Annotated in this window: 14 protein-coding genes and 1 pseudogene; 10 read left to right on the top strand and 5 right to left on the bottom strand. The window is 70.1% G+C overall.

Going from position 1 to position 24,211, the window contains the following annotated elements; all coding sequences use genetic code 11:
• Positions 1–78: 78 nt before the first annotated feature.
• Positions 79–882 (top strand): HEAT repeat domain-containing protein, encoded by an 804-nt coding sequence (locus ACH4YL_RS32095; RefSeq protein ID WP_398511002.1) that lies wholly within the window; start codon positions 79–81, stop codon positions 880–882.
• Between the two features lie 82 nt (positions 883–964).
• On the opposite strand, the gene ACH4YL_RS32090 is transcribed toward ACH4YL_RS32095, so the two are convergent.
• Both ACH4YL_RS32090 and ACH4YL_RS32085 read right to left on the bottom strand, forming a co-directional pair.
• The gene (locus ACH4YL_RS32090) at positions 965–1,399 is read right to left on the bottom strand and encodes a VOC family protein (RefSeq protein ID WP_398511001.1); all 435 of its coding nucleotides are present in this window, start codon (positions 1,397–1,399) and stop codon (positions 965–967) included.
• Positions 1,400–1,440: 41 nt separating this feature from the next.
• Entirely contained in the window at positions 1,441–1,953 is a 513-nt protein-coding gene (locus ACH4YL_RS32085) for a pyridoxamine 5'-phosphate oxidase family protein (RefSeq protein ID WP_398511000.1), read from the bottom strand.
• Between the two features lie 199 nt (positions 1,954–2,152).
• Between ACH4YL_RS32085 and ACH4YL_RS32080 the strand changes: the two genes are divergently transcribed.
• On the top strand, positions 2,153–5,146 hold the full coding sequence (locus ACH4YL_RS32080; RefSeq protein WP_398510999.1) for a bifunctional [glutamine synthetase] adenylyltransferase/[glutamine synthetase]-adenylyl-L-tyrosine phosphorylase: 2,994 nt from the start codon (positions 2,153–2,155) through the stop codon (positions 5,144–5,146).
• A gap of 5 nt (positions 5,147–5,151) precedes the next feature.
• On the opposite strand, the gene ACH4YL_RS32075 is transcribed toward ACH4YL_RS32080, so the two are convergent.
• From ACH4YL_RS32075 to ACH4YL_RS32065, 3 genes are all read right to left on the bottom strand, one after another.
• Positions 5,152–6,054, bottom strand: coding sequence for a phosphatase PAP2 family protein (locus tag ACH4YL_RS32075; protein ID WP_398510998.1), 903 nt, complete (start codon positions 6,052–6,054; stop codon positions 5,152–5,154).
• 74 nt (positions 6,055–6,128) lie between these two features.
• Positions 6,129–7,184 (bottom strand): LacI family DNA-binding transcriptional regulator, encoded by a 1,056-nt coding sequence (locus tag ACH4YL_RS32070; protein ID WP_398510997.1) that lies wholly within the window; start codon positions 7,182–7,184, stop codon positions 6,129–6,131.
• Positions 7,185–7,209: 25 nt separating this feature from the next.
• Positions 7,210–8,859, bottom strand: a complete 1,650-nt coding sequence (locus tag ACH4YL_RS32065; RefSeq protein WP_398510996.1) for a glycoside hydrolase family 13 protein — start codon at positions 8,857–8,859, stop codon at positions 7,210–7,212.
• 361 nt (positions 8,860–9,220) lie between these two features.
• On the opposite strand from ACH4YL_RS32065, the gene ACH4YL_RS32060 reads away from it, so the two are divergent.
• The 8 genes and pseudogenes from ACH4YL_RS32060 (at position 9,221) to ACH4YL_RS32025 (ending at position 24,192) form a co-directional block, all read left to right on the top strand.
• Positions 9,221–10,492 (top strand): extracellular solute-binding protein, encoded by a 1,272-nt coding sequence (locus ACH4YL_RS32060; RefSeq protein ID WP_398510995.1) that lies wholly within the window; start codon positions 9,221–9,223, stop codon positions 10,490–10,492.
• A 122-nt stretch (positions 10,493–10,614) separates the two neighbouring features.
• Positions 10,615–11,613: a carbohydrate ABC transporter permease gene (locus tag ACH4YL_RS32055; protein ID WP_398510994.1), complete on the top strand. Its 999-nt coding sequence runs from the start codon at positions 10,615–10,617 to the stop codon at positions 11,611–11,613.
• Positions 11,614–11,666: 53 nt separating this feature from the next.
• Positions 11,667–12,590 carry a sugar ABC transporter permease gene (locus ACH4YL_RS32050; protein ID WP_398510993.1) on the top strand — a complete coding sequence of 308 codons (924 nt, stop codon included), beginning with the start codon at positions 11,667–11,669 and terminating at the stop codon, positions 12,588–12,590.
• Between the two features lie 80 nt (positions 12,591–12,670).
• Entirely contained in the window at positions 12,671–14,338 is a 1,668-nt protein-coding gene (locus tag ACH4YL_RS32045) for a glycoside hydrolase family 13 protein (RefSeq protein ID WP_398510992.1), read from the top strand.
• A complete protein-coding gene (locus ACH4YL_RS32040; protein ID WP_398510991.1) occupies positions 14,323–15,435 on the top strand; it encodes a LacI family DNA-binding transcriptional regulator in 1,113 nt (370 codons plus the stop codon). The genes ACH4YL_RS32045 and ACH4YL_RS32040 overlap by 16 nt, the downstream gene beginning before the upstream one ends.
• Positions 15,436–15,791: 356 nt before the next feature.
• Positions 15,792–17,171, top strand: a pseudogene (locus tag ACH4YL_RS32035) (alpha-amylase family protein); the annotation flags it as partial.
• 109 nt (positions 17,172–17,280) lie between these two features.
• Positions 17,281–22,581 carry a pullulanase-type alpha-1,6-glucosidase gene (gene pulA, locus ACH4YL_RS32030; protein WP_398510990.1) on the top strand — a complete coding sequence of 1,767 codons (5,301 nt, stop codon included), beginning with the start codon at positions 17,281–17,283 and terminating at the stop codon, positions 22,579–22,581.
• A 24-nt stretch (positions 22,582–22,605) separates the two neighbouring features.
• The gene (locus ACH4YL_RS32025) at positions 22,606–24,192 is read left to right on the top strand and encodes a SpoIIE family protein phosphatase (protein ID WP_398510989.1); all 1,587 of its coding nucleotides are present in this window, start codon (positions 22,606–22,608) and stop codon (positions 24,190–24,192) included.
• Positions 24,193–24,211: the final 19 nt, after the last annotated feature.

Genomic DNA, 24,211 nt, shown 5'->3' with positions numbered 1-24,211 from the left:
AACTCAGGCTTCACGCACCGACGTTCGGCGACCATGCCCTGGAGATCCCGTGCAAGCCGGTCGCCTAGCATGCCGGTCATGGCCATGTTCGTGCACTTGACGTCGGCGGCCAACGCGCCGCGCATCCGACGGTCCGGGATCCGCGCGGCCAGCTACGGACAGGGTGGTGCGCGCGGGGTGTACTGCTTCCCGGTGCTGCCGTCGTACACCCTCACCCACCAATGGCTGCGTGAACTTGCCCGGTTCGGCAGCCGGGGAGGGCTTGTTGCCGTCCACGTGCGATTGGACGACGCCCAACACGTGCTGGTCGGGCGCTATACCGACCGGGCGCGGGACGCCCAGGCCACCGTCCCCGCAGCCGAGGCGGTGCGGCGGATCGTGGCAGTGGACGACCCGCGCGGGTGGGAGGTGTTCGTACCCCGGGCGATCCGGCCGCGCGAAGTGCACCGGATCCGTACCGCGCCACAGGTGGTGGGCTGGCGGTATGTGCCCGACGCGCACGGCGTCCCTCCCTGCACCTGTTTCGGGTGCAGGGTGCGCGGTGGATACGGGGCGCGGCGGCTGCGCGAGCGGTTGCCGCATCCGCTGGACGGGCCGCCGCCACCAGTCAGGGTTCTGCTCGCCAGGGTCGCGGCAGCCGGCGCCCCGGGAGACCCGGCCGCGTTGCGGGAGGCACTGCATTGGTTCGGCATGCGCAGGCGGGGGCCGCTCGCCCAGTTGACCCGCCTCGCTGCCCACCCCGACCCCGGGGTGCGGGAGGATCTGGTGTGGGCGGTCGCGCGCTGGTCCACCCCTGGAGTCGCCGAGTTGCTGGACGGTCTCGCAGACGACCCGGACTCCGATGTTCGGGACGCGGTGGAGGCGGTCCGAGCGTCCGGGTGATCACGCCCCCTTGCGGTTCGCGGCAGCAGTCAGGCCGCTGGGGCTGCGCCTCGGGCCGCACCGACCCTCAGGCCGACCGCACTCACCGATCACCCAACGGCCCCGGCGCCTCCTGCACCACCCACCCGTTCCCGTCCGGGTCCTTGAAGAACATGAACGAGTTCCACGTGTCGCCCTTGCTCTCCTCCCACGTTCCCGTCTCGCTGACATGCTGCACGTTGCTGATTTCCACGCCGCGGTCCGACAGCTCCGCATGCGCCGTGTAGATGTCCGTGACGCACAGCTGGAGGCCCTGGAGCGAGCCGGCGGGCATTTCCGTCTGGCCGGGGGCCGGGGGGAGGCCGCTGGAGAGGGCGATGGAGCAGCGGGAGCCGGGTGGGGTGAGCTGGATGATGCGCATGCCCGGGCCGATCGTGGTGTCCGTGTCGACCTTGAAGCCGCAGGCCTCCTCGTAGAAGGTCTTCGCCCTGTCCATGTCCGAGACCGGGACAACGATTACTTCGAGCGTGTACTCCATCGGTGCCGTTCCCTTCCCTGAGTGCCGAACCAAAGCGTGAATCAGCCGGTGAACTGCCAGCGCGTCTGGGCGTACGGGTCCTTCGCGAAGCCGAACGCCGTGCGCGGCTCCACCCGGAACACCAGCGCCTGGCCGGCCGGGTGCCTGAACGCCCCGTTCGCCACCTCGAACTCCCAGTCCTTGCCGTACTTCTCGACGTACGCCCCGGCCAGCGCGCGCAGCCGCGTCTCGTCCGTGAGGCGCACCGCCTCGCCCTCGATCACCAGGTCGTAGCCCTCGGTCAGGCTGTTCGCGCCCGTCGTGAGGACCACCTCCTGATTGTCGCGGAGATTCTTGGCCTTGCGCTCGTCGGGGCCCGTGCAGAAATGCAGTGCGCCGTCCTGCCACACGCCGATCAGCGGCGTGACATGGGGTCGGCCGTCGGGGCGTACGGTCGACAGCCAGTAGACCTCGGCGGCGCGCAGGCGCTCGACCGTCGAGGGCCAGTCCGCCGCGGCGGCCTTCGGGTCGCTGTAGCGTGCATCCAGTTTGGGCTGGGGGATCGTCCCGGGCATGGCGGGTCCTTTCGCGAGCCGGCTCGTTCAGGTTGCTGAAGGTGGTTGCTGAAGGTGGTTGCTGAAGGTGTTGACCGCCGGGCCCTCCCGTACTCATCGGTCCCCGCCAAGGTCGCCGACCGCGCGGGTCCTCTTCGCGCCCCTCCGGCTACGCTCGAACAAGGACCTTGATCGCAGGCAGACGAGGGGAGACCGCGGAATGTCGGTGTCGGTGCCGGGACGCAGAAGCAGTACCTTCACTCGACTGCTGCGGCACGGCTTCACCGATCCCGCCGCCGCCGAACGGCTGATCAACCTTCCCGAGATGGCGTCCGTACGTTCCGACTCCGTCCTCCTCGACGCCCTCGGCGCCGTCGCCGACCCCGACCTCGCGCTCCGGTCCTTCGTACGTCTCGTGGAGGCCCAGGAACCCGCCTCCCGCCATGTGCTCCTCGACACCGTGATCACCGCGAAACCGCTGCGTGACCGGCTGCTCGGGGTGCTCGGCGCGTCCGAGGCGCTCGGGGACCATCTGGCCCGGCACCCGATCGACTGGCAGGCCCTCGTCACGTACGAGGCCGTGGATCTGCACCCGGGCGTCGAGGAGTTCGAGCGCGGGCTCGCCGACGCGACCGACCCCGTCTCGCTGCGGATCGCCTATCGGCGCTGTCTGCTCGCGATAGCCGCCCGGGACGTCTGCGGCACCATCGACGTCGCGCAGACCGCCGCCGAACTGGCCGACCTGGCCACCGCCACGCTGCGCGCCGCGCTCGCCATCGCCCGCACCGCCGCGCCCGACGACGCGGCCCTGTGCCGGCTCGCGGTCATCGCGATGGGCAAGTGCGGCGGCCACGAGCTGAACTACGTCTCCGACGTGGACGTCATCTTCGTCGGTGAGCCCACGGACACGGCCGACGAAGGCAAGGCCATTCAGGCCGCGACCCGCCTCGCTTCGCACCTCATGCGGATCTGCTCCGAGACGACGGTCGAGGGCACCATCTGGCCGGTGGACGCCAATCTGCGGCCCGAGGGACGCAACGGCCCGCTGGTACGCACGCTCTCCAGCCATCTCGCCTACTACCAGCGCTGGGCCAAGACCTGGGAGTTCCAGGCGCTGCTGAAGGCCCGCGCGGTCGCCGGGGACCCCGCGCTCGGCGAGGAGTACATCGAGGCCGTCTCGCCGCTCGTGTGGCAGGCCGCCGAGCGCGAGAACTTCGTCACCGACGTGCAGAAAATGCGCCGCCGCGTCGTCGACAACATCCCCGTCGCCGAGGTCGAGCGCGAGCTCAAGCTCGGACCCGGCGGCCTGCGGGACGTCGAGTTCGCCGTACAGCTGCTGCAGCTGGTGCACGGACGCAGCGACGCCACGCTGCACAGCGGCAGCACACTGGAGGCCCTGCAGGCGCTGGCCGCCGGCGGCTATGTCGGCCGGGTGGACGCCGCGCAGCTGGACGACGCGTACCGCTTCCTGCGCGCGATGGAGCACCGCATCCAGCTCTACCGGCTGCGGCGTACGCATCTGGTGCCCGAGCAGGAGGCCGACCTGCGCCGGCTCGGGCGCTCGCTCGGGCTGCGTACGGACCCCGTCGCCGAGCTCAACAGGGAGTGGCGGCGGCACGCGTCCGTCGTCCGCCGGCTGCACGAGAAGATCTTCTACCGGCCGCTGCTGGACGCCGTCGCGCAGCTCACGCCCGGCGAGACCCGGCTCAGCCCGAAGGCCGCGGGCCAGCGGCTCGAGGCGCTCGGATACGCCGATCCCGCCGCCGCGCTCCGGCATCTGGAGGCCCTGTCCTCCGGAGTCACCCGCAAGGCGGCGATCCAGCGCACCCTGCTGCCGGTGCTGCTCGGCTGGTTCGCGGACTCGGCCGACCCGGACGCCGGACTGCTGGGCTTCCGCAAGGTGTCCGACGCGCTCGGCAAGACGCCCTGGTATCTGCGGCTGCTGCGCGACGAGGGCGCGGCCGCGGAGAACCTGGCGCGGGTCCTGTCCGCCGGCCGCCTCGCGCCCGACCTGCTGCTGCGGGCGCCCGAGGCGGTGGCCATCCTGGGCGACCCGGAGGGGCTGAAGCCGCGCGGCCGGGACCATCTGGAGCAGGAAATACTGGCGGCGGTCGGCCGCGCGGAGACGGCGGAGGGCGCGGTCGCGGCGGCCCGTGGCGTACGCCGCCGGGAACTGTTCCGTACCACCGCGGCGGATCTCATCGGCTCGTACGGCACCGAGGAGAGCCCCGCCGAGCCGGACACCGGCGCGCTGGTGAACCAGGTCGGCAACGCGGTCACCGACCTGAACGCGGCGACGCTGTCCGGCGCGCTGCGGGCGGTCGTGCGCGCGCAGTGGGGCGACACGCTGCCGACGCGCTTCGCGGTGATCGGGATGGGGCGCTTCGGCGGGCGCGAGCTGAGCTACGGCTCCGACGCGGATGTCCTCCTCGTCCACGAACCGCGCGAGGGCGTGGACGAGCAGGAGGCGGCGAGGGCGGCGAACACGGTCGTCGCCGAGATGCGCCGGCTGCTCCAACTGCCCACGGCGGACCCGCCGTTGCTGATCGACGCGGATCTGCGGCCGGAGGGCAAGAGCGGCCCGATGGTCCGTACGCTCGCCTCCTACGAGGCGTACTACCGCCGCTGGTCACTGGTGTGGGAGGCGCAGGCGCTGCTGCGGGCGGAGTCGATGGCGGGCGACGCGGATCTCGGCCGCCGGTTCATCGAGCTGATCGACCCGCTGCGCTACCCGGCGGAAGGCCTCGGCGAGGACGCGATCCGCGAGATCCGCCGCCTCAAGGCCCGGATGGAAACCGAACGCCTTCCGCGCGGCGCGGACCCCACGCTCCACACGAAGCTGGGCCGCGGCGGTCTGAGCGACGTCGAGTGGACGGTCCAGCTGATTCAGATGCGCCACGGCTGGGCCGAGCCGGGCCTGCGGACGACCCGCACCCGCGAGGCTCTGGCCGCGGCCCATGCGGCGGGCCTGCTCACGACGGAGGACGCCCAGATCCTGGACGAGGCATGGATCCTCGCGACCCGCGTCCGCAACGGCGTGATGCTGGTACGCGGCCGCCCCGGCGACACCTTCCCCTCCGACGGCCGCGAACTGGCGGCGGTCGGCCGCTACCTGGGATACGGGCCGGGCCACGTCGGGGACATGCTGGACGACTACCGCCGGATCACCCGCCGGGCACGGGCGGTGGTGGAGGTGCTGTTCTACGGGGCGTGAGCCGGCTAGCGCCGCGCCCTGGCCGCCAACCGGGCCGCGCTGAACCGCGGCAGCAGCCGCACCTCTTCGTCCGGCCGTTCCACCCGCTGCGGCAGCCGGTGCGGCGTCGCCCGGTACCAGGCGTAGGAGAGCGCGAAGCCGAAGGCCAGGCAGAGCATGCCGCCGACCGCGTCCAGCCAGTAGTGGTTCGCCGTCGCGACGATCACGACGAGCGTCGCCACCGGGTACAGCAGGCCCAGGATCTTCGCCCACGGCGTGGCCGCCAGCGCGAAAATGATCAGGCCGCACCACAGCGACCAGCCGATGTGCATCGACGGCATCGCCGCGTACTGGTTCGACATGTTCTTCAGGTTGCCGGAGGCCATCGAGCCCCAGGTGTGATGGACCAGGACCGTGTCGATGAAGTTCTGGCCGGGCATCAGCCGTGGGGGAGCGAGCGGATACAGGTAGTAACCGACCAGGGCCACAGCCGTGGTTGAGAACAGCACCAGACGCGCCGCGGCGTAACGGCCCGGATGCCATCGGTAGAGCCAGACCAGCACGCCGATCGTCACGATGAAGTGCAGCGTCGCGTAGTAGTAGTTCATGGACACGATCAGCCATGTCACCGAGTTCACGGTGTGGTTGACCGAGTGCTCGAAGGCCAGGCCCATCGACCGCTCGATGTCCCAGATCCAGTCGGCGTTGCTCAGCGCGGCCGATCGCTGCTCCGGTACCGCATTGCGGATGAGTGAATACGTGTAGTAACTGACCGCGATCAGCAGGATCTCGAACCACAGACGTGGACGGCGCGGCGACCGGATCCTGCCGAGCACGGCAGGCTTCGGTGCCGGGCGCTCCTCGTCCACGATGGGTGGCGGGGTGGTGGCCGTCCGGCCTTCCAGTGTCTTCACGGTCGCTTCACCCATGGGGAGAGAGTCTGCCAGATTCGCGTCCCACCCTGATCATCCCTCGGTCTGGTTCGGGGCGCACCCTCTCCACCTTATGGACTAGCTCCTGCCCCGGATCCCTGCGGGGGTCGCTGTACGGGTCCCGAGGCGGTCGAGCCCCGTACGACCAGCTCCGGCATGAACACAAATTCGCTGTGCGGCGCGGGGGTCCCGCCGATCTCTTCCAGCAGGGTCCGGACGGCCGCCTGGCCCATGGCCTGCACCGGCTGCCGGATGGTCGTCAGCGGCGGGTCCGTGAACGCTATGAGCGGCGAATCGTCGAAGCCCACCACCGACATGTCGCGCGGCACCCTCAGGCCGAGACCGCGGGCCGCCCGGATCGCGCCGAGCGCCATCATGTCGCTGGCGCACACGACGGCCGTGCAGCCGACACCGATCAGCGCGGTGGCCGCGGCCTGGCCGCCTTCGAGGGTGTAGAGCGAGTGCTGGATCAGCTCTTCGGACTCCTCGGCGGGGAGGCCGAGTTGGGCCTCCATGGCCTGCTGGAAGCCCTCGATCTTGCGCAGCACGGGAACGAACCGCTTGGGGCCGACCGCGAGGCCGATCCGGGTGTGACCGAGCGAGGCGAGATGGGTCACCGCGAGATGCATCGCCGCCCGGTCGTCCGGGGAGACGAAGGGGGCCTTGACCTTGGAGGAGAAGCCGCCGAGGAGGACGTACGGGACGCCCTGGCCGCGCAGCTGGTCGTAACGCTGCATGTCGGCGGTGGTGTCGGCGTGCAGGCCCGAGACGAAGATGATGCCGGAGACCCCGCGGTCCACCAGCATCTCGGTGAGCTCGTCCTCGGTGGAGCCGCCGGGTGTCTGGGTGGCCAGCACCGGGGTGTATCCCTGCCGGGTCAGCGCCTGGCCGATGACCTGGGCGAGCGCCGGGAAGATCGGGTTGTCGAGCTCCGGGGTTATCAGGCCGACCAGGCCCGCGCTGCGCTGCCGCAGGCGCACGGGGCGCTCGTATCCGAGCACGTCGAGCGCGGCGAGTACGGATTCGCGGGTGGCGGCGGCCACACCGGGCTTGCCGTTGAGCACGCGGCTGACTGTGGCTTCGCTGACCCCCGCCTGGGCTGCGATGTCGGCAAGCCGTGCGGTCACGGGATTGGACTGTACCGGTCGCATGTCAGATTGCCCACCACGCGCAGGAATCGGCCGGAATACGGACCGTGTCTGCCGGGGCCTCAAGCGGCTCGGAGGAGAGCACCAGACGTCCTGGCAGCGGGAGTTCGATCATGGATCCGGTGGTGTTGAGGGTGCAGATCAGGCCCGGACGGGACAGCGCGAGCAGCCCTTCGGGGCCCGGCAGCCAGCGCATCGGGCCGGACGGGAGCTCGCGCCGCAGGGCCAGTGCGGAGCGGTAGAGCTCCAGCGTGGAGTACGGGTCGCCGGTCTGCGCCTCGACGCTCAGCCCGGCCCAGGCGGGCGGCTGCGGCAGCCAGCTGCCGCCGGTGCCGAAGCCGTACGAAGAGCCCTCGGCGGTCCACGGGATCGGCACCCGGCAGCCGTCGCGGAAGCCGTCCTGGCCGGCCGCGCGGAAGAAGGCGGGGTCCTGGCGTGCCTCGTCGGGCAGGTCGGTGACCTCGGGCAGTCCGAGCTCCTCGCCCTGGTAGACGTACGCGGAGCCGGGCAGCGCCAGCATCAGCAGCGCGGCGGCACGGGCCCGGCGCAGGCCCTGCTGTCCGCCGCCGTAGCGGGTGGGGTGGCGGACCACGTCGTGGTTGGAGAGCACCCAGGTCGTCGGGGCTCCGACGGACGCGGTGGCGGCGAGTGACTCGTCGATCACGTCGCGCATCGCGGCCGCGTCCCACGGGCACCGCAGGAACTGGAAGTTGAAGGCCTGGTGCAGCTCGTCGGGGCGCACGTACAGCGCGAGCCGGTCCGGGCTGGGCGCCCAGGCCTCGGCGACGCCGATCCGGTCGCCCGGGTAGGAGTCCAGGAGCCGGCGCCAGGCGCGGTGGATCTCGTGGACGCCGTCCTGGTCGAAGAAGGGCAGGGTCTGCGAGCCGATCAGCTTGGCCTGTTCCTTGTGGCCGATGTCCGGCAGTCCGGCCGCCTTGACCATGCCGTGGGCGACGTCGATGCGGAAACCGTCCACGCCGAGGTCCAGCCAGAAGCGCAGCACGGACGCGAACTCGTCGTGCACCTCCTGGTTGTCCCAGTTGAGGTCGGGCTGCTCGGGCGCGAAGAGATGCAGGTACCACGCGCCGTCCGGGGTGCGGGTCCAGGCGGGGCCGCCGAAGACCGACTCCCAGTCGTTGGGCGGCAGCGCGCCGTCCGGGCCTTTGCCCGGCCGGAAGTGATAGCGCTCGCGGGCCACACCCCTGTCCTGGTCCGCGAGCGCCGCCTGGAACCACGGATGCCGGTCCGAGGTGTGGTTGGGCACGATGTCGACGATCACTCGCAGGCCCAGCTCATGGGCGGTGCGTACAAGATCGTCCGCGTCGGGGAGGTCTCCGAAGAGAGGGTCGACGGCCCGGTAGTCGGCGACGTCGTAGCCGCCGTCGGCCTGCGGAGACGCGTAGAAGGGCGTGAGCCAGACGGCGTCGATGCCGAGCTCCGCCAGATGCGGCAGGCGCCGGGTGGCGCCGCGCAGATCGCCGATGCCGTCGCCGTTGCTGTCGGCGAAGGACCGCACGTACACCTGGTAGATGACGGCATCGCGCCACCAGTCCCGGCCCTCGGTGGAAGAGCTTGCAGACTGCGGTGCCTCGGCTGTCGCGGGGGCGGGAAGGCCGACGGCGGAGTCGAGCTGGCGGGTCATCTCGTGGGTCATAGAGGGTCCCTCTCGGACGGTCCGGGGCGGGGGGACGTACAACTAACGAGGTCAACGTGGGTGCGGGCGGGTGGTGACGGTGCTCCGGGAACCAAAATAACAGCCGTGCAAGACCTTGCGAAAGGTGTTGCAGGTCGCCCCGGAGGCCGTGGAACCGGAGAAAGAGCCGCCGTCAAGCGATCCGTTGGCAACTGTCAGGACACGTGGATGTAACGATCCCCCGCTCTTGCAGAAAATTGCCGCAAGGTCTTTCCACTCTCTTTCGTCCTTGTTACGTTCCTGCCGAACCCGGCGCCGCGAGGGAGCGGTCGGCAGGGGGCCAGTCGCCTCCGCCATCTCGGGCATCTCTGAAGGAGTTCACATGCGGCGTGGCATAGCGGCCACCGCGCTGGTAGCGGCACTGGCACTGGCAGCGACAGCGTGCGGCGGGGACGACAGCGGCGACAAGGCCGCCGGCCCGGTCACTCTGACCTGGTGGGACACCTCGAACGCGACGAACGAGGCACCGACCTACAAGGCGATGATCGCGGAGTTCGAGAAGGCCAACTCCGACATCAAGGTCAACTACGTCAACGTCCCGTTCGACCAGGCGCAGAACAAGTTCCAGACTGCGGCCGGCAGCAAGGGCGCTCCCGACATCATCCGCGCCGAGGTCGGCTGGACCGCCTCCTGGGCCAAGTCGCAGTTCCTCGCCCCGCTCGACGGCACGGACGCGCTCAAGGACACCGCGGACATCACTCCCTCGCTCCTGAAGCAGGCCCAGTACGAAGGCAAGACCTACGGCGCTCCCTTCGTCACCGACTCCGTCGGCCTGATGTGGAACAAGGAGATCCTTAAGAAGGCCGGCTTCGACAAGGCCCCCGCCACCTGGGACGAGGTCAAGGCGGTCTCCAAGGCGGTCAAGGACAAGGCCAAGGTCGACGGCTTCCAGCTCCGCGCCGACGCCTACTTCGAGCTGCCGTTCCTCTTCGGCGAGGGCACCGACATGGTCGACGCCGCCTCGAAGAAGATCACCGTCAACTCGCCCGAGGCGGTCAAGGCCGTCGAGCAGACCAAGTCGCTGCTCTCCTCGCCCGGTGTCTCCAAGCTCGACGTGACCGCGGACTCCTACGCACACATGCAGGACGCGTTCATCAACGGCAAGGTCGCGATGATCCTCCAGGGTCCCTGGGAGCTGACCAACATCTACAAGGGCGCCGCGTTCAAGGACAAGGCGAACCTGGGCATCTCGAACGTCCCGGCCGGCTCCACCGGCAAGGCCGGCGCCCCGACCGGCGGCCACAACCTCTCCGTGTACGCGGGCTCCGACAAGTCGAAGCAGGAAGCCGCCCAGAAGTTCATCGGCTTCATGACCTCCGGCGCCACCCAGGCCAAGATCGCGCTGAAGAACGGCACCCTGCCGACCCGCACCTCCGCCTACACCGCTGAGGTCAAGGCCACCGCGGGCATCACCGAGTTCCAGCAGATCCTCGCGAGCTCGGCCCAGCCGCGGCCGGAACTGCCCGAGTACAGCTCGCTCTTCGCCGACCTCGGCACCAACCTGACCAAGATCCTCTCCGGTCAGGTGGACACCAAGAAGGGCCTGGACACCACGGCCGAGTCTTACAAGAAGCTGCTGAAGGACTTCTCCTGACGCTGCCGCCCGTGGGGGGGGGGGGGGGGGGGCGCGCGCCGGGGCGGCGCCCCGCCCCCCCCCCCCCCCCCCCACCACTGCGTCGCACACCCGCTTAAGAATCTGTCGTAAAGGTGTCGAAGATGACCGTCGCCGTCGAGGGCGGAAGCGATAAGACCCGGCGTGGCCCTGCGCGAAAGCCCGGGCCGATCAGCCGTATCAGGCAGTCGTACAACCGCAATTGGTACGCCTGGGCCATGGTTGCCCCGGTCGTCGCGGTCATCGGCGTGCTGGTGCTCTACCCCCTGTGCCGCGGCGTCTATCTGTCGCTGACCGACGCCGACTCCACCAATGTCGGCCGTACCATCGGCGTCAACAAGATCCCCGACAGCTTCTCCTGGGTCGGCTTCGACAACTACTGGGAGATCCTGTCCGGGGCCGACAACCAGTTCTGGCCCCACTTCACCTGGACCATCGTCTGGACGATCGTCTGTGTGGCCCTGCACTACAGCATCGGCATGAGCCTGGCCCTGCTGCTCAACCGCAAGATGCGCGGCCGCACCTTCTACCGAATGGTGCTGATCCTGCCCTGGGCGGTGCCCACCTTCGTCACCGTCTTCGCGTGGCGGCTGATCCTCGCCGACGACGGCGGCATCCTCAACACCACGCTGGAATGGGCCCACTTGCCCACCCCGGCCTGGCTCAGTGAGCCCTTCTGGCAGAAGACCGCCGCCATCATGGTCAACACCTGGGTCGGCGTGCCCTTCATGATGGTCTCGCTGCTCGGCGGACTGCAGTCCATCCCGCAGGAGCTGTACGAAGCGGCCGAGGTCGACGGCGCGACTCCCTGGCAGCGCTTCCGCTTTGTGACGCTGCCCGGCCTGCGCTCGGTCAGCTCCACGGTCGTCCTGCTCGGCGTCATCTGGACGTTCAACCAGTTCGTCGTCATCTTCCTGCTGTTCGGCAACACCTCGGGCACCGAGGCACAGATCCTCGTGACCTGGGCGTACCGCCTCGGCTTCGGACAGGATCCGCGCGACTACGCGGGCTCCGCCGCGTACGGCGTCATCATCCTGTCGATGCTCATCGTCTTCGCCTCCTTCTACCGGCGCTGGCTGGCCCGCAACGAGAAGGCCGTCTGACGGCCGCCGCGGACAAGGAACCAGCCATGACGAAAGAGAGGGCAGCCACCCCCATGAGCACCACCGCAGATGTCCCGGTCGCGGACGGCGGACCGGCCGCCGCCGCCCCGCCCCGCAAGCCCGCGACGGGCAGGCGGCAGCTCAAGCGCGGCGAGCGCAGCCGTGCCGCCTCCGTACTCGTCCACGCGGCGCTGATCTTCGCGAGCTTCATCGCCGCCTTCCCTGTCGGCTGGATCGCCTGGATCTCGCTCGGCCCGGACAAGTCCGACTTCCTCCACCCGGGCGACATCGCCGGCAAGATGAGCTTCGAGAACTACTCGGCGGTCCTGAACGACACGTCGTTCCTCCAGTGGTTCGCCAACTCGCTGATCGTCGCGCTCGGCACCTGCTTCATCGGCGTCTTCATCGCCGCCAGCTCCGGCTACGCGGTCTCCCGGATGCGCTTTCCCGGACACCGCCAGCTGATGTGGACCTTCCTGGTCACCCAGATGTTCCCGGTCGCCATCCTCATGGTGCCGCTCTACAACATCCTGGCGAACCTCGGTCTGCTGGACACCTACTGGGCGCTGATCCTGGTGTACTGCACCACGGCCATCCCGTACTGTGCCTGGCTGCTCAAGGGGTACTTCGACACCATCCCGCACGAGATCGACGAAGCCGGCCGCGTCGACGGCCTCACCCCCTTCGGCACCTTCTACCGGCTGATCCTGCCGCTCGCCCGGCCCGGTCTCGCGGTGGCCGCCTTCTACACCTTCCTCACCGCCTGGGCCGAAGTCGCCTACGCGTCGGTGTTCATGCTCAGCGAGGACAAGTACACCCTCGCCATCGGCCTGACCACCTTCATCAGCGAGCACGACACCCAGTGGGACCTGATGGCCGCGACCTCCGTGCTCATCGCCATCCCCGCGTCGCTGTTCTTCTACCTGGTCCAGCGCCACCTGGTCACCGGCCTCACCGCCGGTGCCGCCAAATCCTGACGTGTACGCACCGGGGCACCCGGCCCGACAACCGGCCGGGTGCCCCGGTCTTGCCCGAACGAGCCTCCAAGGGATCGAGAATGACCCAGTACCTGGCCGACGCCCAGCACCACGCCGACCGGACCGCTTCCGGTGACTGGTGGAGAAGCGCCGTCATCTACCAGGTGTATCCGCGCAGCTTCGCCGACGGGAACGGCGACGGCATGGGCGACCTTCCGGGCATCCGCAGCCGGCTGCCGTATCTGAAGGATCTCGGCGTCGACGCCGTCTGGCTCAGCCCCTTCTACGCGTCGCCGCAGGCGGACGCCGGCTACGACGTCGCCGACTACCGCGCCATCGACCCGATGTTCGGCGGTCTGCTGGACGCCGACGCGCTGATCCGCGAGGCCCATGAGCTGGATCTGCGCATCATCGTCGACCTGGTGCCCAACCACTCGTCCGACCAGCACGAGTGGTTCCAGCGCGCGCTGCGCGAGGGCCCGGGATCCGCGCTGCGCGAGCGCTACCACTTCCGCCCCGGCAAGGGCACGAACGGCGAACTCCCGCCCAACGACTGGGAGTCCATCTTCGGCGGCTCCGCCTGGACTCGTATACAGAACCCGGACGGCACCCCGGGCGACTGGTATCTGCATCTCTTCGCGCCCGAGCAGCCCGACTTCAACTGGGAACACCCGGCCGTCGCCGACGAGTTCCGCTCCATCCTGCGTTTCTGGCTCGACATGGGCGTCGACGGCTTCCGCATCGACGTCGCGCACGGCCTGGTCAAGGCCGAGGGCCTGCCCGATCTGGGCTCCGGCGACCAGCTCAAGCTGCTGGGCAACGATGTCATGCCGTTCTTCGACCAGGACGGCGTCCACGAGATCTACCGCGCCTGGCGCACCATCCTCGACGAGTACCCGGGCGAGCGCATCGCGGTGGCCGAGGCCTGGACCCCGACCGTCGAGCGCACCGCCAACTACGTACGCCCCGACGAGCTGCACCAGGCCTTCAACTTCCAGTATCTGGGCACCCACTGGGACGCCGCCGAGCTGCGCGCCGTCATCGACGTGTCGCTCGACGCCATGCGGCCCGTCGGCGCCCCGGCCACCTGGGTGCTCTCCAACCACGACGTGACCCGGCATGCCACCCGCTTCGCGAACCCGCCGGCCGGCACCCAGATCCGCGAGGCCGGCGACCGCGAACTCGGCCTGCGCCGGGCCCGCGCCGCCACCCTGCTGATGCTGGCGCTGCCCGGCTCCGCGTACGTCTACCAGGGCGAGGAACTGGGTCTTCCCGATGTGACCGACCTGCCCGACGAGGTGCGCCAGGACCCGGCGTTCGGCCGCTCGGAGGGCCAGGACGGCTTCCGCGACGGCTGCCGGGTGCCGATCCCGTGGACCGTCGAGGGCTCTTCGTACGGCTTCGGCACCGGCGGCAGCTGGCTGCCGCAGCCGTCCGAGTGGGGCGGGCTGAGCGTCGAGGCGCAGACCGGCGACCCGGAATCGACGCTGGAGCTGTACCGCCGCGCGCTCGCCGCGCGCCGCGCACACCCGGCACTGGGCGCGGGCGACGCGGTCGAGTGGCTGGACGCCCCGGAAGGCGTGCTCGCCTTCCGCCGTGCCGGCGGCTTCGTCTGCACGGTGAACACGACGGGCCAAGCCGTACGGATCCCGGCGCACGGCCGTGTTCTGCTGGCCAGCGTCCCGGTGGAGCCGGCCGGCGGTGAGGCCGAACTGCCCGCGGACAGCACGGTGTGGTGGACGGTGTGACGATTCCCCCGTCGCGGGGCGAGCCGCGAGGTGGGCCGTCCGGCAACGAGATCTCGCGGGGTGGCGCCGTCCTGACCGGCGCCGCCCCGCGGCTCGCGGACATCGCGGCCCAGGCGTCGGTCAGCGAGGCCACCGCGAGCCGGGTCATCAACGGCAAGTCCGGGGTGGCCAGCGGCACCCGCCGGCGGGTGCTCGCCGCGCTCGACGTGCTCGGATACGAGCGGCCCGTACGGCTGCGGCAGCGCAGCGCCGGCCTCATCGGCCTGCTCACGCCCGAGCTGACCAACCCGATCTTCCCCGCCTTCGCGCAGGCCGTCGAGCAGGTCCTGGCCGGGCACGGCTACACCCCGGTGCTCTGCACCCAGCTGCCGGGCGGCGCGACCGAGGAGGAGCTGGTCGAACAGCTCCAGGAGAGCGGCGTCAACGGCATCGTCTTCCTGTCCGGGCAGCACTCCGACACCGCGGCCGACCACAGCCGGTACGCCGAACTCGAGGACCGCGGCATCCCGTTCGTCCTCATCAACGGATACAGCGAGCGCATCAACGCGCCCTGCGTCTCCTGCGACGACCGGGCCGCGATGCGGATGGCCGTGCACCATCTCGCAGAGCTCGGCCACGAGCGGATCGGCCTCGCGATCGGGCCCGTCCGGTACGTACCGGCCGGCCGCAAGGCCGAGGGCTTCACCGACGCGCTCACCGGCATCCTCGGCTACACCCCATCGGCAGCCGAACAGCTCGTTCAGCGCTCGCTGTTCAGCCTCGAAGGCGGCCACGCGGCGGCCGGCGCGCTGCTCGACAAGGAGTGCACGGCCATCGTCTGCGGCAGCGACATGATGGCGCTCGGCGTGGTCCGGGCGGCCCGGGAACGCGGCCTCGACGTGCCGTACGACCTCGCGGTTGTCGGCTTCGACGACTCGCAGCTGGTGGCCTTCACGGATCCGCCGCTGACGACGGTGCGGCAGCCGGTGAAGGCGATGGCCGCGGCGGCGGTCGGCGCGCTGCTGGAGGAGTTGCAGGGAAGTCCCGTACAGAACACGGAGTATGTGTTCCAGCCGGAACTCGTGGTGCGCGGCACGACGGCGCAGGCGCGCCGGTAGGCCGTGTCCTCCCAGACATCCGGTGACCGGACCGGCCGGCCGGGCGCGTGGGCCCGGCGTGCCGGACCCTCGGCCGGCCGGCCCGGAGTCTTCGTTGAAAGTAACACCACTGCAAAACTTGCGAAAGGTCTTGCAGTGAGGAAACGGCAAGATTTCTGCGGTGCGACACCGGTGTGTCCAAAGGGTTGACCCGAGGCCGGGAGGCTCGTACGGTCGCGACCGCAATAACTTTCTGCTTTCTTGCAGCAAGAATCCCCAGCACCACAACGGCCTTACGGGCATGGCGCGTTGCCGGCGAAGGCTGCACCGTCACCCGCACTTCCCCCACACATGCACAGCGTTGTGCAGGAGGAGATATGGCCAGCAGATCTCTGGCTGCCGCACTCGCCCTCGCGGCGGGCGCGGCAGTCGCCGTCACGGCGCCCTGGGGCGCCGCGCAGGCGGCACCGCCCGGCGTGAAGGACGTGACCGCCGTCCTCTTCGAGTGGCGCTTCGACTCGGTGGCGAAGGCGTGCACGGACACGCTCGGCCCCGCCGGTTACGGCTTCGTCCAGGTCTCGCCGCCCCAGGAGCACATCCAGGGCGGACAGTGGTGGACCTCGTACCAGCCCGTCAGCTACAAGATCGCCGGCCGGCTCGGCGACCGGGCCTCCTTCGCTGCGATGGTGAACACGTGTCACGCGGCGGGCGTCAAGGTCGTCGCCGACTCGGTGATCAACCACATGGCGGCCGCGGACGGCACGGGCACCGGGGGCTCGTCGTATACGAAGTACACCTACCCCGGCATCTACTCCGGCGCGGACATGGACGACTGCCGCTCGCACATCAGCAACTACCAGGACCGCGGCAACGTCCAGAACTGCGAGCTCGTCGGGCTCGCGGACCTGGACACGGGCGAGGACTACGTCCGCGGCCGTATCGCCGCGTATCTGAACGACCTGCTCTCGCTCGGCGTCGACGGCTTCCGCATCGACGCGGCCAAGCACATGCCGGCGTCCGACCTCGCGAACATCAAGTCGCGTCTGTCGAACCCTTCCGTCTACTGGAAGCAGGAGGCGATTTTCGGGGCCGGGGAGGCAGTCTCACCGAGCGAGTACCTCGGCTCGGGCGACGTACAGGAATTCCGGTACGCGCGGGACCTGAAGCGGGTCTTCAACAACGAGAACCTCGCGTATCTGAAGAACTACGGCGAGGGGTGGGGGTACATGGAGTCCGGCAAGTCCGCGGTCTTCGTGGACAACCACGACACGGAGCGCGGCGGCGACACGCTGAACTACAAGGACGGCGCGAACTACACGCTGGCGAACGTGTTCATGCTGGCGTGGCCGTACGGCGCGCCGGACGTCCACTCCGGGTACGAGTGGTCGGACCGCGACGCCGGGCCGCCGAACGGCGGGACGGTCAACGCGTGCTGGCAGGACGGCTGGAAGTGCCAGCACGCCTGGCCGGAGATCCAGCGGATGGTGGCGTTCCGGAACGTGTCCCGGGGCCAGTCGGTCACCAACTGGTGGGACAACGGCGGCGACGCGATCGCCTTCGGGCGGGGCGACCGGGGCTTTGTGGCGATCAACCACGAGTCGTCGTCGCTGACGCGGACGTACCAGACCTCGCTGTCCGCCGGTAACTACTGCGACGTGCAGGCGAATCGCACCGTCACGGTGAACTCGTCGGGCCAGTTCACGGCCACGCTCGGCGCGAACACGGCACTTGCCCTGCACACGGGCGCACGCACCTGTTAGTCCCGGGCCCCCGGGGTGCCCGCGCCACCGAGCGCGGGCCCCCGGGGTTGTGCCCACGTTCCGCCCCGCGGAACGACTGCCCACAAACCAGAAGGAGCACCACCCGGTGGTCACCATCACCTCCCGCGGCGCAGCCGTCGCCGTCGCGGCCGCGCTGTTCGCCGCGGTCATACCCGGGTCCGCCGCCGTCGCGACGGCGAAAGCGCCGCCCCCGCCCCCGTCCGACCGCGCGCTCGCCGCGCAGCCCGCGCGGCACGACCTCACCCGCGAGCAGTTCTACTTCGTCCTGCCCGACCGGTTCGCCAACGGCGACACCGCCAACGACCGTGGCGGACTGACCGGTTCGAGGCTGGAGACCGGTTACGACCCCGCCGACAAGGGGTTCTACCAGGGCGGCGACCTCAAGGGGCTGACGAAGCGGCTCGAGTACATCAAGGGCCTCGGCACCACCGCCATCTGGCTTGCGCCGATCTTCAAGAACCGGCCGGTGCAGGGCGAGGGCAAGGACGCGTCGGCGGGGTACCACGGGTACTGGATCACCGACTTCACCCAGGTCGACCCGCACTTCGGGACCAACAAGGACCTGGAGACCCTGATCGACAAGGCCCATTCCAAGGGAATGAAGGTCTTCTTCGACGTCATCACCAACCACACCGCCGACACCGTCGACTACGCCGAGAAGAAGTACGGCTACCGGCCCAAGGGCGCCCATCCGTATCTGGACGCGACCGGCCGGCCCTTCGACGACCGGGCGGGGGTCCCGAAGGTCGACGCGGACTCGTTCCCGTACACCCCGAAGGCCACCGGCACGAAGGTGCCCGGCTGGCTCAACGACTCCACCATGTACCACAACCGCGGCGACTCCACCTTCGCCGGCGAAAGCTCCGAGTACGGCGACTTCTCCGGGCTCGACGATCTGTGGACCGAGCGGCCCGAGGTCGTCGACGGGATGGAGCGGATCTACCAGAAGTGGGTCCGCGACTTCGACATCGACGGATTCCGCATCGACACCGTCAAACACGTCGACCTGGACTTCTGGACGCAGTGGGCGACCGCTCTGGACGACTACGCGAAGAAGCAGGGCCGGCCGGACTTCTTCATGTTCGGCGAGGTGTTCTCCGCGGACACCGCCATCACCTCCCCGTACGTCACCCGTGGACGCCTCGACTCCACCCTCGACTTCCCCTTCCAGGACGCGGCCCGCGCCTACGCCTCGCAGGGCGCGTCCGCCGACCGGCTCGCCAAGGTCTTCGCCGACGACTACCGCTACACCACCGACAAGGCCAACGCCTATGAGCAGGTGACCTTCCTCGGCAACCACGACATGGGCCGCATCGGCACCTTCCTCAAGCAGGACAACCCGAACGCCGACGACACCGAACTGCTCAGCAGGGCGCGGCTCGCCAACGAGCTGATGTTCCTGAGCCGCGGCAACCCGGTCGTCTACTACGGCGACGAGCAGGGCTTCACCGGCGCCGGCGGCGACAAGGACGCCCGCCAGACCCTCTTCGCCTCCAAGACCGCGGAGTACCTGGACGACGACCAGCTCGGGACCGACCGCACGCACGCCTCCGACGCGTACGACCCGGCTCATCCCGTCTACAAGTCCATCGCCGCGCTCTCGAAGCTGACCCGCGAGAACCCGGCGCTGCGCGACGGCGTCCAGCAGGAGCGGTACACCAAGGACTCCGTCTACGCCTTCTCCCGCACGGACGCGAGCGCACGCACCGAGTACGTCGTCGCCGCCAACAACGCCGCCACCCCGAAGACCGTCACCTTCGCCGTGGACTCCACCGACTTCCGTACTCTCTACGGCGGTTCGGGTGCTGTGCGGGCCGCCGACGGGAAGATCACCGTCACCGTGCCCGCGCTGTCGTCGCTGGTGCTGAAGGCCACCAAGGCCCTGCCTCAGCCCGCCGCCGAGCCGACCGTCACCCTCAAGGCCCCGGCTCCCGGAGCCACCGGCACCGTCGACATCACCGCCGACGTCGACGGCGGCGGCCTCAACCGCGTCGTCTTCGCGGCCCAGACCGGCAACGGCACATGGCACACCCTCGGCACCGCCGACCACGCCCCGTACCGCGTCACCCAGCACATCGACGCCAAGGTGGCCGCCGGAACCCCCATCCGCTACAAGGCAGTTGTGGTGGACACCGCGGGCCGCACCGCCAGTGACCGGGCCGACACGACCGCCGGCCAGGCCCCGCCGACCCAGAAGCCGGTGGCGGTCGAGCGGGACTACGCGGTCGTCCACTACCAGCGGCCGGACGGCGAGTACGACGGCTGGCAGCTCAAGTCCGGCGACCAGCAGGCCGCCTTCACCGGGCGGGACGCGTACGGCGCGTTCGCCTGGGTCAAGCTCGCCGAGGGCGCGACGAACCTCCCGTACACCGTCGAGAAGAACGGCGCTGCCGACGGCCCGCAGCGCACCGTCGACCTCGCCCGCACCGGCCAGGTCTGGATCGCCCAGGGCAAGGACGGCCAGTCGGACACCGCGCCCGACGGCGCGTATCCGCCGCAGGACAAGACCAAGGCCCTGCTCCACTACCACCGGCCGGACGGCGACTACGACGGCTGGGGACTGCACACCTGGACCGGCGCCGCCAACCCCACCGACTGGTCCAAGCCGCTCCAGCCCGTCCGCTCGGACGCGTACGGAGTGACCTTCGAGGTACCGCTCGCCGCCGGGGCCACCTCGCTCAGCTATATCGTCCACAAGGGCGACCAGAAGGACCTGCCGAGCGACCAGTCACTGGACCTGGCGACATACGCCAACGAGGTCTGGCTGCTGGCCGGGCAGCCGAAGTACCTGCTGCCCCAGACCGGCGGCGCCCCGTCGCTCGATCTCGCCAAGGCCGAGGCCCAGTGGATCGACCGGAACACCGTCGTCTGGAAGGTGAAGGCGACCGAGGCCACCAGCCAGCAGCTGGTGTACGCACAGAACGGCGGCATCTCCGTCGTCGACGGCGCGCTCAGCGACGAGGGCCGCTGGCTGCGGCTGGCACCGTCCGCGCTGACCGAGGCGCAGCAGGCCAAGTACCCGCACTTGAAGGACTATCCGGCCTTCACCGTCGACCCGCGTGACCGCGACCGGGTACGGGAATCCCTGCGCGGACAGCTGATCGCCACCCAGCGGGCCGCGAACGGCGCGCTGCTCGCCGCCACCGGCGTCCAGATCCCGGGTGTCCTCGACGATCTGTACGACGCGACCGCGGCGAAGCTAGGACCGGTCTTCCGCCAAGGGCGTCCCACCGTCTCCCTCTGGGCCCCGACCGCACAGCAGGTGGCCCTCGAACTCGACGGGAAATCCGTCGCGATGAAGCGCGACGAGACGTCCGGCGTCTGGTCGGTCACCGGACCGAAGAGCTGGAGCGGCAAGCCGTACCGCTATGCCGTGAAGGTCTGGGCGCCCGGCGTCCAGAAGATCGTCACCAACCGGGTCACCGACCCGTACTCCACCGCCCTGACCACCGATTCGGCCCGCAGCCTCGTCGTCGACCTCACCGACCCGAAGCTCGCGCCCAAGGGCTGGTCGGCCCTGAAGAAGCCGGCGGCCGTGCCGCTGCGGGACGCGCAGATCCAGGAGCTGCACGTCCGCGACTTCTCCGTCGCCGACCGGACGTCGAAGCATCCGGGCCAGTTCCTCGCCTTCACCGACCGCGAGTCGGCCGGAATGAAGCATCTGCGCGCGCTCGCCGCGTCCGGGACGTCCTACGTGCACCTGTTGCCCGCCTTCGACATCGGCACCATCCCGGAGAAGAAGTCCGACCAGACCGTCCCCGACTGTGACCTGAAGGTCTATGCGCCCGACTCCGAGGAGCAGCAGGCCTGTATCGCGAAGGCCGCCGCGAAGGACGCGTACAACTGGGGCTACGACCCGCTGCACTACACCGTCCCGGAGGGCTCGTACGCCTCCGACCCCGAAGGCACCCGCCGCACGGTCGAGTTCCGGCAGATGGTCCAGTCGCTGAACGCCACCGGCCTGCGCACGGTCATGGACGTCGTCTACAACCACACCGTGGCGAGCGGCCAGGCCGACAAGTCCGTACTCGACAAGATCGTGCCCGGCTACTACCAGCGACTGCTCGCCGACGGCACCGTGGCCACCTCCACCTGCTGCGCCAACACCGCGCCCGAGAACGCGATGATGGGCAAGCTGGTCGTCGACTCGATCGTCACCTGGGCCAAGGAGTACAAGGTCGACGGCTTCCGCTTCGATCTGATGGGCCACCATCCGAAGGCGAACATCCTCGCCGTCCGCAAGGCGCTCGACGAGCTGACGCCCGCGCGCGACGGCGTGGACGGGAAGCGGATCATCCTCTACGGCGAGGGCTGGAACTTCGGTGAGATCGCCGACGACGCCCGCTTCGTGCAGGCAACCCAGAAGAACATGGCCGGGACGGGCATCGCGACCTTCTCGGACCGGGCGCGCGACGCGGTGCGCGGCGGCGGACCGTTCGACGAGGACCCGGGCGTGCAGGGCTTCGCGTCGGGCCTGTTCACCGACCCCAACTCCTCGAACTCGAACGGCACTCCGGCCGAACAGAAGGCGCGGCTGCTGCACTACCAGGACCTGATCAAGGTCGGACTCAGCGGCAATCTCGCCGCCTACACCTTCACGGACACCGCAGGCCGGACGGTCAAGGGCTCCGAGGTCGACTACAACGGCTCACCCGCCGGATACGCGGCCGCTCCCGGCGACGCGCTCGCCTACGCGGACGCCCACGACAACGAATCCCTCTACGACGCGCTGGCCTTCAAGCTGCCGGCCGCCACCTCACCGGCCGACCGGGCCAGGATGCAGGTGCTGGCCATGGCGACCGCGGCGCTGTCCCAGGGGCCCGCGCTCTCGCAGGCGGGTACCGACCTGCTGCGTTCCAAGTCGCTGGACCGCAACTCGTACGACAGCGGCGACTGGTTCAACGCGATCCACTGGGACTGCCGCGACGGCAACGGCTTCGGGCGCGGCCTGCCGCCCGCGGCCGACAACAAGTCCAAGTGGTCCTACGCCAAGCCGCTGCTCGTCGCGCCGACGCTCACGGCCGGCTGTCCGCAGATCGACGGCACCTCGGCCGCCTACCGCGATCTGCTCACCATCCGCACCACCGAGCAGGCGTTCAGCCTCGGCTCCACGGACCAGGTCCAGTCCGCGCTCTCCTTCCCGCTCTCGGGCAAGGAGGAGACTCCGGGTGTGATCACCATGGCACTCGGCGACCTGGTGGTGGTCTTCAACGCGACACCGGACACGACGAGCCAGCGCGCCGAGGCGCTCGCGGGCCGTCCGTACGCGCTGCACCCCGTCCAATCGGCGGGGGCGGACTCTACTGTCAAGCAGGCGTCATACGCAGTCAGTTCCGGAACCTTCACCGTTCCGGGACGCACTGTCGCCGTCTTCGAACGGAGGTGAGCCCCGCGGCGTTACGGTGGGCGAATGGACGGCACCACCGTGCTGGTGGTGGACGACACCGATGCCAACCGTTACGCCATGGGCGCGGTTCTGCGCAGGGCGGGGCATCTGGTGATCCCCGCCGCAACCGCCGGCGACGCACTGGTCGAGCTCGACATGAGGCTCAAGGCCGGTGCGTTGCCGGACGCCGCGCTGGTCGACGTCGGGCTGCCCGACATGACCGGCTTCGAACTGTGCCGCCGCATGAAACAGCTTCCCGTCGTCGCGACCATGCCGGTGGTGCACTTCTCCGCGACAGCACTCACTCCGCACGACCGCACCCGCGGCCTGGACGCCGGGGCCGAGGCGTATCTGACGGTCCCCGTCGAGCCGGAGGAGATCCAGGCCGTCATGCGCGCCGCGCTGCGCGGGGCCCGCTCCCGGCACGACGCCGAGGCGCAGGCCGAACGGATGGCGCAGCTGGCCGCCGCGACGATGGAGGTGCACACCGCGCGCTCCCTGAAGGAGCTGGCCGACGCCGCGACCGCCGGGGCCGCCCGGCTCGTCGGCGGACCGGCTGTCGCCCTCGCCCTCGACGCCGGCGGCGAACTGCACGTGGGGCGCACGGGACCACACGGCCCCTGTCCCGACGACAGCGCCCGTACGGCCGCGGCGCGGCTGCTCCGCCGAGCGATGTCCGCACGCACCGGCGTACACAGCCTGGTCGCACCCGCACCGCTGTGGCCCACCGGCTTCTTCCGGCGCGGCCTCGCCGGGGACGCCCGGCTGCTGCTCGCCCGCAGCCGCGACGATCAGCCGCCCGTCTGCCTGGTCACACCCGCCTGCCGCAGGACCGACCCGGACGCCGTGCTGCTGCTCACCCAGCTCGCCCACGCGACGGCACTGGCCGCCGAGTCGTTGCGCACCTCGGCCGAGGAGCGCCATATCGCGCTCACCCTCCAGCACAGCTTCCTGCCGCAGCAGCTGCCCGGGATCCCCGGCGCCGAGATCGCCGTCCGGTACGTCCCCGCCTCCACACAGGCCGAGATCGGCGGCGACTTCTACGCGGCCCTGCCCACCCCGCACGGCATCCTCGTCGGCGTCGGCGACGTCGTCGGCCACTCCCTGGACGCGGCGACGGTGATGGTCGAACTGCGGCACGCGCTGCGCGCCTACGCCACCGACGAGAGCGATCCGGCGGTGCTGCTGCACCGCCTGGACCGGATGCTCCAGCGCTACCACCCGGAAGCCACCGCCACGGTCTGCCTCGCCCTGATCGACTCCGAAGGCGGCGGCCTGCGGATCGCGAACGCCGGCCACATCCGCCCGCTGGTCGTCTCCGCCGAATCCGGCGCGTCCTACGTCCAGACCTCGGGCCCTCTGCTGGGCCTCGGCCTGGACCGGCCAGGCCCGACGCAGGCCCAACTGGCGCCCGGAGACCGGCTGTTGCTGGTCACGGACGGTCTCATCGAAACCCGCGGGACGGACATCACGGTCTCCCTCGAACGCCTCCGCCACGCCGCGGCCCAAGCCCCACCGGGCGTCTCACCGCTCTGCGACACCCTGCTGGAGTGCTTTGGCACCCGCGAGGACGACGTGGCCCTGCTGGCGCTTCAGCTGACCCGTGCGTAAGGGTGGGGACGACCACCGC

Source organism: Streptomyces sp. NPDC020681 (assembly GCF_044334895.1).
Taxonomy (GTDB): Bacteria; Actinomycetota; Actinomycetes; order Streptomycetales; family Streptomycetaceae; genus Streptomyces.
This window is presented reverse-complemented; position numbering and strand designations above follow the sequence as displayed.